The organism is Streptococcus infantis, from assembly GCF_047460825.1.
GTDB lineage: Bacteria > Bacillota > Bacilli > Lactobacillales > Streptococcaceae > Streptococcus > Streptococcus infantis_V.
The window spans coordinates 1-544 of record NZ_JASHFO010000085.1 but is presented as its reverse complement, the minus strand read 5'-3'; the positions used below and the strand labels follow the sequence as shown (position 1 = coordinate 544).

Annotated in this window: 4 tRNA genes; all 4 read right to left on the bottom strand. The window is 45.4% G+C overall.

Annotated elements, in window-relative coordinates:
* Nucleotides 1-130 precede the first annotated feature (130 nt).
* Nucleotides 131-218, bottom strand: a tRNA-Ser gene (locus tag QM911_RS09940).
* Nucleotides 219-224: 6 nt separating this feature from the next.
* Nucleotides 225-298, bottom strand: a tRNA-Ile gene (locus QM911_RS09935).
* A gap of 36 nt (nt 299-334) precedes the next feature.
* A tRNA-Gly gene (locus QM911_RS09930) sits at nt 335-405 on the bottom strand.
* A gap of 13 nt (nt 406-418) precedes the next feature.
* Nucleotides 419-491: transfer RNA gene (locus QM911_RS09925), tRNA-Phe, on the bottom strand.
* Nucleotides 492-544: the final 53 nt, after the last annotated feature.

Below are 544 nucleotides of genomic sequence, written 5' to 3'. Positions count from 1 at the left end.
TTTGAAAACAAAAAGAGCTAACCATTTTGTTTCTCTCAAGATGTTAGTTTTTATTCAACCCACTACAGTTGACAATGAGCCCAAATTTGATAATTAAAGGCACAAAAAAAGAGCTAACAAGCTCTAATTACGGAGAATAAGGGATTCGAACCCTTGCGCCAGTTACCCGACCTAACGATTTAGCAAACCGTCCTCTTCAGCCTCTTGAGTAATTCTCCTATTAATGGGCACGAGTGGACTCGAACCACCGACCTCACGCTTATCAGGCGTGCGCTCTAACCACCTGAGCTACGCGCCCAAGTTAAATAACTTGGTAAATGAACTAAATGTTCAAAGCGGGTGACGAGAATCGAACTCGCGACAACAGCTTGGAAGGCTGTAGTTTTACCACTAAACTACACCCGCATAAAAACAAATATGGCGCGAGACGGAATCGAACCGCCGACACATGGAGCTTCAATCCATTGCTCTACCAACTGAGCTACCGAGCCTTATTGCGGGAGCAGGATTTGAACCTACGACCTTCGGGTTATGAGCCCGACGA